Annotated in this window: 9 protein-coding genes; 5 read left to right on the top strand and 4 right to left on the bottom strand. The window is 73.2% G+C overall.

Going from position 1 to position 9690, the window contains the following annotated elements; genetic code table 11:
- Positions 1-158: 158 nt before the first annotated feature.
- Positions 159-1169: an ornithine carbamoyltransferase gene (gene argF, locus BZL64_RS21580; RefSeq protein WP_086770847.1), complete on the top strand. Its 1011-nt coding sequence runs from the start codon at positions 159-161 to the stop codon at positions 1167-1169.
- Between the two features lie 23 nt (positions 1170-1192).
- On the opposite strand, the gene BZL64_RS21575 is transcribed toward argF, so the two are convergent.
- Entirely contained in the window at positions 1193-1654 is a 462-nt protein-coding gene (locus tag BZL64_RS21575) for an ATP-binding protein (protein ID WP_086770846.1), read from the bottom strand.
- A gap of 321 nt (positions 1655-1975) precedes the next feature.
- Between BZL64_RS21575 and BZL64_RS21570 the strand changes: the two genes are divergently transcribed.
- Both BZL64_RS21570 and BZL64_RS21565 read left to right on the top strand, forming a co-directional pair.
- Complete coding sequence (locus tag BZL64_RS21570) at positions 1976-2803, top strand: enoyl-CoA hydratase family protein (RefSeq protein WP_086770845.1); 828 nt, start codon at positions 1976-1978, stop codon at positions 2801-2803.
- 2 nt (positions 2804-2805) lie between these two features.
- Positions 2806-5142: a bifunctional salicylyl-CoA 5-hydroxylase/oxidoreductase gene (locus BZL64_RS21565; protein WP_086770844.1), complete on the top strand. Its 2337-nt coding sequence runs from the start codon at positions 2806-2808 to the stop codon at positions 5140-5142.
- Between the two features lie 8 nt (positions 5143-5150).
- Here the strand turns inward: BZL64_RS21565 and BZL64_RS21560 are convergent, their stop codons facing one another.
- Together BZL64_RS21560 and BZL64_RS21555 are read right to left on the bottom strand one after the other, a co-directional pair.
- Positions 5151-5975, bottom strand: a complete 825-nt coding sequence (locus BZL64_RS21560) for a PaaX family transcriptional regulator (protein ID WP_086770843.1) — start codon at positions 5973-5975, stop codon at positions 5151-5153.
- A 15-nt stretch (positions 5976-5990) separates the two neighbouring features.
- On the bottom strand, positions 5991-7595 hold the full coding sequence (locus BZL64_RS21555; protein ID WP_086770842.1) for an AMP-binding protein: 1605 nt from the start codon (positions 7593-7595) through the stop codon (positions 5991-5993).
- A 149-nt stretch (positions 7596-7744) separates the two neighbouring features.
- On the opposite strand from BZL64_RS21555, the gene BZL64_RS21550 reads away from it, so the two are divergent.
- Both BZL64_RS21550 and BZL64_RS21545 read left to right on the top strand, forming a co-directional pair.
- Positions 7745-8890 (top strand): acyl-CoA dehydrogenase family protein, encoded by a 1146-nt coding sequence (locus BZL64_RS21550; protein ID WP_086770841.1) that lies wholly within the window; start codon positions 7745-7747, stop codon positions 8888-8890.
- Complete coding sequence (locus tag BZL64_RS21545) at positions 8887-9297, top strand: RidA family protein (RefSeq protein ID WP_086770840.1); 411 nt, start codon at positions 8887-8889, stop codon at positions 9295-9297. The genes BZL64_RS21550 and BZL64_RS21545 overlap by 4 nt, the downstream gene beginning before the upstream one ends.
- Here the strand turns inward: BZL64_RS21545 and BZL64_RS21540 are convergent, their stop codons facing one another.
- Positions 9298-9498, bottom strand: coding sequence for a DUF5999 family protein (locus BZL64_RS21540; RefSeq protein ID WP_086770839.1), 201 nt, complete (start codon positions 9496-9498; stop codon positions 9298-9300).
- Positions 9499-9690 lie beyond the last annotated feature (192 nt).

The following is a 9690-nucleotide window of genomic DNA, read 5'->3' as shown; positions in this document are numbered from 1 at the left end:
GGTGTAGCCGCCGGGCCGAGGGGGCGGAGAGGCGGGACGGAGGAGTGGGGCAGGTATGTATACAAATACTTGCAGTCGTATAGACTTCCAGGGTCCCTGCCGTTGACCTGCCCTCGTACCTGTTCGAGGCACCTGTTACCGCACCTCTGGAGCGCCCCATGGCGACAGTCCCGACCGCCCTCGCCGGCCGCCACCTCCTCAAGGAGCTGGATCTCACCCAGGAGGAGTTCCGCGGTCTCATCGAGCTGGCCGCCGAGCTGAAGGCCGCGAAGAAGGCCGGGGCCGAGACGCGGTACCTCACCGGCAGGAACATCGCGCTGATCTTCGAGAAGACCTCCACGCGCACCCGCTGCGCGTTCGAGGTCGCCGCCGCCGACCAGGGTGCCTCGACGACCTACCTCGACCCGAGCGGCTCGCAGATCGGCCACAAGGAGTCCGTGAAGGACACCGCGCGCGTGCTGGGCCGGATGTTCGACGGCATCCAGTACCGCGGCGACAGCCAGGACAAGGTCGAGGAACTGGCCGCGTACGCCGGTGTGCCCGTCTACAACGGCCTCACCGACGACTGGCACCCCACCCAGATGCTCGCCGACGTGCTCACCATGACCGAGCACACCGCCAAGCCGCTGCCCGAGGTCGCCTTCGCCTACCTCGGTGACGCCCGCTTCAACATGGGCAACTCCTACCTGGTCACCGGCGCCCTGCTCGGCATGGACGTGCGGATCGTCGCCCCCAAGTCCTACTGGCCCGCCCAGGAGATCGTCGACCGGGCGCGCGAGCTGGCCGAGACCAGCGGGGCGCGCGTCACCCTCACCGAGTCACTGGCCGAGGGCGTGGCGGGCGCCGACTTCGTCGCCACCGATGTGTGGGTCTCCATGGGGGAGCCCAAGGAGATCTGGGACGAGCGGATCGAGGCCCTGTCGCCGTACGCCGTGACCATGGACGTCCTGCGCGCCACCGGCAACCCGGACGTCCGGTTCCTGCACTGCCTGCCGGCCTTCCACGACCTCGGCACCAAGGTCGGCCGCGAGATCCACGACCGGCACGGCCTGGACTCGCTGGAGGTCACCGACGAGGTCTTCGAGTCCGCGTACTCCGTCGTCTTCGACGAGGCCGAGAACCGGCTGCACACCATCAAGGCCGTCCTGGTCGCGACGCTGGCCCGGTAGGGCGTGTCGTCACATTCCCGGCTCTACGCCGGTCGCGGGCGCCCCTGTGGTGGCACCGCGGCCAGCCGGAACCACACCGCCTTGCCGTTCTCCGTGGGCCGGTGACCGCAGGACGAGCTGAGCGCCCGGATCAGCAGCAGCCCCCGCCCGTGCTCCTGCCACGGGTCGGGCTCGCGGCCCGCGGCCGGGCGGGTCAGGTCGCCGGGCGGCACCGGATCGGGGTCGTGTACCTCGACCTGGCAGCCGGTCGGCAGCAGCTGCACCACCAGCTCTATCGGATCGTCCCCGGTGGTGTGCTCCACGGCGTTCGCCACCAGCTCGGCGGTCAGCAGTTCCGCCGTGTCGCTGTCCGCCCCGTGCTCCAGCTCCGCCAGCGCCGTACGGACCAGGGCGCGGGCCACCGGCACGGCCGCGGCGGAGTGCGGCAGCGCGATGCGCCAGGAGGCGGCTGCGGAGGGGCGTTCGTGCAAGGCGAGTCCGTTCATGGCGCAGGTTCCTGTGTACGACATCAGGCGGTCCTGCTTTCAACGTGAGGAATGGTACGGCGACCTCCGCCGGAGGCCCAGACCGGTCGCCGTACGGGACCGTCCGCCCCGTCACGGATCGGCTTACCCGGCACAACGGTCCCGCGCCCACCGCTGATCCCGTTGTTACCGCGTTATCGACGACCGGTGACGCGTGTGACGCGGACAGGTCACGCGGTGACACGGCCGTCGCATACCCGCCCCGTCTATCGCGCACTCCTGACGACAGTCACATACAGGTGATAACTTCGAGGGTGACCGCTCGTCGAGGAGGCCGCCCTCATGAGTCCCTTCACCGGCTCCGCCGCCCGCACCTCCGACTGGCGCCACCTGCGCGTCACCCGAGCCGACGGCGTCGCCACCGTCACCCTCGCCCGCCCCGAGAAGCTCAACGCGCTCACCTTCGGCGCCTACGCCGACCTGCGCGACCTGCTCGCCGAACTGTCACGGGAACGCTCCGTGCGCGCCCTGGTGCTGGCCGGCGAGGGACGCGGCTTCTGCTCCGGCGGAGACGTCGAGGAGATCATCGGCGCCACCCTCGCCCTGGACACCGCCCAGCTCCTCGACTTCAACCGGATGACCGGCCAGGTCGTCCGCGCCGTACGGGAGTGCCCGTTCCCCGTGATCGCGGCCGTGCACGGGGTGGCCGCCGGGGCGGGAGCCGTGCTGGCCCTGGCCGCGGACTTCCGCGTCGCCGACCCCAGCGCCCGCTTCGCGTTCCTCTTCACCCGCGTCGGCCTCTCCGGCGGCGACATGGGCGCCGCCTACCTCCTGCCCCGCGTCGTCGGCCTCGGCCACGCCACCCGCCTGCTCATGCTCGGCGAACCGGTGCGCGCACCCGAGGCGGAGCGGATCGGCCTGATCAGCGAGCTGACCGAAGAGGCCCACGCCGACGAGGCCGCCCACCGTCTCGCCCGCCGCCTCGCCGACGGCCCGGCCCTGGCCCACGCCCAGACCAAGGCCCTCCTGACGGCGGAACTCGACATGCCCCTCGCGGCGGCGGTGGAACTGGACGCGGCGACCCAGGCCCTCCTGATGAACGGCGAGGACTACGCGGAGTTCCACCGGTCCTTCCTGGAGAAGCGTCCCCCGAAGTGGAAGGGACGCTGAGGATGGCCACCCCGGGCGGACGCATCGCGATCATCGGCGGAGGCCCGGGCGGCCTCTACGCCGCGGCCCTCCTCAAACGCCGCGACCCCGACCGCGAGGTCACCCTGTGGGAACGCACCGCGCCCGACCGCACCTTCGGCTTCGGAGTCGTCCTCTCCGACGAGACCCTCGGCGGCATCGAGCACGCCGACCCCGCCGTCCACGAGGCCCTCCAGCGGGACTTCACCCGCTGGGACGACATAGAGATCGTCCACAGAAACACCCGCCGGACCTCCGGAGGCCACGGCTTCGCCGCCCTGGGCAGGAAACGCCTCCTGGAGATCCTGCACACCCGCTGCCACGCCCTCGGCGTGGACCTGCGTCCGCACACCGAGGCACCCCCGGTGCAGCGCCTCGCCGAGACCCACGACCTGGTCGTCGCCGCCGACGGCGTGCACAGCACCACCCGCGAGGCCTACGCGGACACCTTCCGCCCCCAAGTCACCACCCATCGCTGCCGCTACATCTGGCTCGCCGCCGACTTCGCCTTCGACGCCTTCCGCTTCGAGATCGCCGAGACCGAGCATGGCGTCATGCAGTTGCACGGTTACCCCTTCGCCCACCCGTCTCCCGACCACCACCCCTCAACGAGGCCCTCCGGGCCACAGGATCGATCCGGCGCCTCCACCGTCATCGTCGAGATGCGCGAGGAGGTGTGGCACGCCGCCGGTTTCGACGAGGCCACGCCGCAGGAGTCGGTCGAGCGCTGCGCCAAGATCTTCGCGGACGCGCTCGGCGGACGGCCGCTCAGGTCGAACAACTCGGCGTGGACGGCGTTCCGTACCGTGGTCAACGAGCGCTGGTCGCACGGCAATGTGGTGCTGCTGGGCGACGCCGCCCACACCGCCCACTTCTCCATCGGCTCCGGCACCAAGCTTGCCGTCGAGGACGCCCTGGCGCTGACCGCCTGCCTGGAGGAACACCCCGATCTACGCTCGGCGTTGACCGCCTACGAGGCGGAACGCAAGCCGGTCGTCGCCTCCACCCAGCGTGCCGCCCGCGCCAGCCTGGAGTGGTTCGAGAACCTCGCCCTGTACGTCGACCAGCCGCCGCGCCGGTTCGCCTTCAACCTCCTCACCCGCAGCCGCCGCGTCACCCACGACAACCTGCGGCTGCGCGACCCGGACTTCACGGCCGCAGTGGAGCGGGAGTTCGGCTGCCCACCCGGAACGCCCCCGATGTTCACGCCGTTCCGGCTGCGCGGACTGACCCTGCGCAACCGGGTCGTCGTCTCCCCGATGGACCTGTACTCGGCGGCCGACGGCATCCCCGGCGACCTCCACCTCGTCCACCTCGGCGCCCGCGCCCTCGGCGGGGCCGCACTGGTGATGACCGAGATGGTGTGCGTGTCCCCCGAGGGGCGCATCACGCCCGGCTGCGCCGGCCTCTACACCGGCCGGCAGGGCGAGGCCTGGCGGCGGATCACCGACTTCGTGCACGAGCGGGCGCCGGGCACCGCGATCGGCGTGCAGCTCGGCCACTCGGGGCGCAAGGGCTCGACCCGGCTGATGTGGGAGGGAATGGACGAACCCCTCCCGGACGGCAACTGGCCAGTCGTGGCCGCCTCCCCCCTGCCGTACAAGCCGGGGAGTCAGACGCCCAGGGAGCTGAGCCGGGCACAACTCACCGATCTGCGCGAGCAGTTCGTCGCCGCCGCCGGGCGGGCCGCGCGGGCCGGGTTCGACCTTCTCGAACTGCACTGCGCGCACGGCTATCTGCTCTCCGGGTTCCTCTCCCCGCTGACCAACCGGCGCACCGACGCCTACGGCGGCTCGCCGGCGCGGCGGCTGCGGTTCCCGCTGGAGGTCTTCGACGCCGTACGCGCCGTGTGGCCGGAGGAACGGCCCATGACCGTGCGGATCTCCGCGACCGACTGGGCCGACGGCGGGACCACGGCCGAGGACGCCGTCGAGATCGCCCGCGCCTTCGCCGCGCACGGCGCCGACGCGATCGACGTCTCCACCGGGCAGGTCGTCGCCGAGGAGGCCCCGGAGTACGGGCGGTCCTACCAGACGCCGTTCGCGGACCGGATACGGCACGAGGCACGGATCCCGGTGATCGCCGTCGGCGCGATCTCCTCCTGGGACGACGTCAACTCGCTGCTCCTGGCCGGCCGCGCCGACCTGTGCGCGCTGGCCCGCCCGCACCTGTACGACCCGCACTGGACGCTGCACGCCGCCGCCGAGCAGGGCTACGACGGACCCGGCGCGCTCTGGCCCGCGCCCTACCGGGCGGGCAGCAGGCCGCCGAGGACCGGCCGCACCGACGCCCCCAAGCCGCGCCTGACACTGGGGAGTTGAGGCCGGGCTCAGGCGTCGGGGAGGAGGCCCGCGAACTCGGCGCCCGTGTCCCTCAGCCGTTCGTGCAGCCCCTGGAACACGGCCGCGGAGCGCACCCCCGGCCAGTCCTCGGGGAGCAGCCCCGCGGGCAGCCCGGGGTCGGTGTACGGCAGGTGCCGCCAGGCGTCCAGGGCGAGGAGATAGTCGCGGTACGCCTCCTGCGGCGGGGTGTCCGCGCGCCGTTCCCAGGCGCGCAGCACGCGCTCGTGGCGGTCGAGGAACGCCTCGTGCTCCTTGGCGATGGCCGCCAGGTCCCACCAGCGCGCGACGGCGCGGGCGGTCGGCGCGAAGCCGAGGTGCTCGCCGCGGAAGAGGTCGACGTAGGCGTCCAGGCGCAGCCGTTCCAGGGTGTGCCGGGTCTCCTCGTGCAGCCGGGCGGGCGCGATCCACACGCCGGGCGCGGCCGTCCCGAAGCCGAGGCCGGCCAGCCGGGAGCGCAGTACGTGCCGCTTCTGCCGCTCCGACTCCGGCACCGAGAACACCGCCAGCACCCAGCCCTCGTCCGCCGGTGGCGTGGTGGCGTAGATGCGCCGGTCGCCGTCCTCCAGCAACTGCCGGGCCTCCGCGGACAGTTCGTAGCCGGCGGCGCCGTGCGCGGTGCGGGCGGGCAGCAGCAGGCCGCGTCGCTTCAGCCGGGACACCGAGGAGCGCACGGAGGGCGCGTCGACGCCGACCGCGGCGAGCAGCCGGATCAGTTCGGCGACGGGCACCGGGCCAGGCGCGAAGCGGCCGTACGCGCCGTAGAGCGTGACGATGAGGGACCTAGGTGCGGGCTGGTCGGACACGTTGATCATCTTAGGTCGTCGGCATCACTGCTGGTCACCATCGGTATCACTCGTGGTGCGCAACCGGAAGCGCTGGAGTTTGCCGGTCGCGGTCCGCGGCAGCGCGTCCAGGAAGACGATCTCGCGCGGACACTTGTACGGCGCCAGCTCGGCCTTGACGAACTCCCGCAGCGCCTCGGCGTCCGGACGCGCCCCGGCCCGCAGGACGGCGAACGCCACCACCACCTGCCCGCGCGCCTCGTCCGCCCGTCCGACGACCGCCGTCTCGACGACGTCGGGATGCCGCAGCAGCGCCTCCTCCACCTCGGGGCCCGCGATGTTGTACCCGGCCGACACGATCATGTCGTCGGCGCGGGCCACGTAGCGGAAGTAGCCGTCGTCCTCGCGGACGTAGGTGTCGCCGGTGACGTTCCACCCGTCGCGCACGTACTCGCCCTGGCGTGGGTCGGCGAGGTAGCGGCAGCCCACCGGGCCGCGCACGGCGAGCAGTCCGGGCCGGCCGTCGGGGACGGGTTCGCCGTTCTCGTCCTGCACGCGCGCCTGCCAGCCCGGCACGGGGACGCCCGTGGTGCCCGGCCGGATCCGCTCGTCGGCCGCGGAGATGAAGATGTGCAGCAGCTCGGTGGCCCCGATCCCGTTGATCAGACGCAGCCCGGTCCGCTCGTGCCAGGCCCGCCAGGTGGCCGCGGGCAGGTTCTCCCCGGCGGAGACACAGCGGCGCAGCGACGACACGTCGTGCCCGTCGAGGGCGCCCAGCATCGCCCGGTAGGCGGTGGGCGCGGTGAACAGCACGGACACCCGGTGCTCGGCGATCGCCGGCAACAGCTGCTGGGGGCCCGCCTGTTCGAGCAACAGCGCGCTCGCGCCGACCCGCATGGGGAAGACCAGCAGCCCGCCGAGACCGAAGGTGAAACCGAGCGGGGGACTGCCCGCGAACACGTCCTCGGCGCGCGGTGCGAGCACGTGCCGGGAGAAGGTGTCGGCGATCGCCAGCACGTCCCGGTGGAAGTGCAGACACCCCTTGGGCCGGCCGGTGGTGCCCGAGGTGAAGGCGATCAGCGCCACGTCGTCGGCGGCGGTGTCCACGGCGGTGAACGGGGCGCCGGGCGCCGGCCGGTTCAGCAGGTCGTCGGGGGCGTCACCGCCGTACACCGCGATCCGCAGCCCCGGTATCTCCGCCTTGGCGAGGTCGTCCACGGACCGGATGTCGCACAGGGCGTGCCGCACCCGGGCGATCTCGCACATCGTGCGCAGCTCGTGCGAGCGCTGCTGGGCCAGCACGGTGACCGCGATGGCGCCCGCCTTGAGCACCGCGAGCCAGCAGGCCGCCAGCCACGGCGTGGTCGGCCCGCGCAGCAGCACCCGGTTGCCCGGTACGACGCCCAGCTCGCCGGTGAGGACGTGCGCGAGCCGGTCGACGCGGGCGCGCAGCTCCCCGTATATCCAGGGCGGGCCCGTGGGGGTGCGGAACACCGGCCGGTCGGGGGCGCCGCCGTCGAGCAGTTCGGCGGCGGCGTTCAGCCGTTCGGGGTAGCGCAGCTCCGGCAGGCCGAACCGCAGCCGGGGCCACTGGCCGGGCGGCGGAAGGTGGTCGCGCGCGAAGGTGTCGAGATGGGCCGAGGCGTGCATGGCGGGTCGCCCCCTTGCCTGGGTGGGCGCCCTGGGAGCGCCGTGGTGGTGGGCTCGCGCACCGAGCGTATCGCGTTGGTGACGACAGTCAACGGTTCGCGATACCGTGGGAGCGCCAGAGAAGAGGCCATCGGTGGAGAGGGGCGGCGATGCCCGCATTCTCGCTCGAACCGGAACAGAGCGCCTGGTGTGCCGAACTGCGCACCCTGGCCGCCGACCGGCTGCGCCCGCTCGCCGAGAAGGGCGAACCCGGCCGGATCAACCGCCCGCTCCTCGCCGAACTCGGCCGGCTGGGCCTGCTGCCGCGCCTCTTCGCCTCCGGCGCGCTCGACCTCTGTCTGATGCGCGAGTCCCTCGCCCACGCCTGCACCGAGGCCGAGACCGCCCTCGCCCTCCAAGGCCTCGGCGCCCACCCCGTCCACGCGCACGGCACCCGCGAGCAGCGCGAGCGCTGGCTGCCCCGCGTCACCGACGGCAGCGCCGTGGCCGCGTTCGCGCTCAGCGAGCCGGGGGCGGGCTCGGACGCCGCCGCCCTCTCCCTCGCCGCCGAACCCGACGGCCCCGGCGGCTGGCGCCTGACCGGCGAGAAGTGCTGGATCTCCAACGCCCCCGAAGCCGACTTCGCCACCGTCTTCGCCCGTACGACACCCGGAGCCGGCGCCCGCGGCGTCACCGCGTTCCTGGTCCCGGCCGACCGCCCCGGCCTCACCGGCACCGCCCTGGACATGCTCTCCCCGCACCCGATCGGCACCCTCGCCTTCGACGCCGTGCCCGTCACGACGGCCGACGTACTCGGCGAACCCGACCGCGGTTTCCGCGTGGCCATGGCCACCCTCAACCTCTTCCGGCCCAGCGTCGGCGCCTTCGCCGTCGGCATGGCACAGGCCGCCCTCGACGCCACCCTCACCCACACCGCGCGACGCGACGCCTTCGGCGGCAAACTGAGAGACCTCCAGACGGTCGCCCACCAGGTCGCCGAGATGTCCCTGCGCACCGAGGCGGCCCGCCTGATGGTCTACGCCGCCGCCACGGCGTACGACACCGGCGCCCCGGACGTGCCACGCCGCGCCGCCATGGCGAAACTCCTCGCCACCGAGACCGCGCAGTACGTCGTCGACACCGCCGTCCAGCTCCACGGCGCCCGCGCCCTGCGCCGCGGCCACCTGCTGGAACATCTGTACCGCGAGGTGCGGGCGCCACGGATCTACGAGGGGGCGAGCGAGGTGCAGCGCGGCATCATCGCGAGGGAGTTGTACGCGGCGGAGGACCGGACGGGGCCGGAGGGCGTCCGGTGACCGCCGAACGCGTCAACCCGCCCGGCCTGTCCCCGCCGGCCGGCTTCTCACACGCGGTCGTCGCGACCGGCTCACGCCTGGTGTTCCTGGCCGGCCAGACCGCGCTGGACGCCGACGGCAAGGTGGTCGGCGACTCGCTGCCCGACCAGTTCGCCCGCGCCCTGGCCAACCTGCTGACCGCCCTCGCGGCGGCCGGCGGCACCCCCGCGGACCTGGCACGCGTCACCGTCTACGTCACGGACGTCGCCGCCTATCGGGCGTCCGCCCCCGAACTGGGCCGCATATGGCGGGAGTCGGCGGGCCGGGACTACCCGGCGATGGCCGTCGTCGGGATCGTACGGCTGTGGGACGAGGAGGCCCTCGTCGAGCTGGACGGGTTCGCCGTCCTGGGGGACCGATCCGACTGATCAGGCCGCGACGGCGACGGCCACGGGGCGCCGTTCGGCCGGGACGCGGTGCGGGGCGACGACGCGGCCGTCGGGCAGCAGCTCGCCGGAGTCGTCGAAGACGATCGTGCCGTCACACAGGAGGGTCCAGCCCTGCTCGGGGTGGGCGGCGACGACGTGTGCGGGGTCGGCCGTGGGGCTCGGAGTCCGGTGGGTACACATGGCGCACCTCCACGTCGGTGGGGTCACCGGGCGGTGGACCCCGTTGAACCGACCATGCGCCCGCTCGGGGGCCGCCGCCAGAGCCCGCCGGGGAGTGTGACAGCACCAGGACAACTCGCGGACCGTTCGTCGACGCACGGTGCGGACTCGCCACCGAAGGAGTGACGATCACGGTCGCGGTGACGGCGGGCG

Origin of the sequence: Streptomyces bobili (genome assembly GCF_002154575.1) — a bacterium.
GTDB classification, from domain to species: Bacteria; Actinomycetota; Actinomycetes; order Streptomycetales; family Streptomycetaceae; genus Streptomyces; species Streptomyces bobili.
Note: the sequence above shows the minus strand (reverse complement) of the source record. Positions and strands in the feature narration are given on the sequence as shown.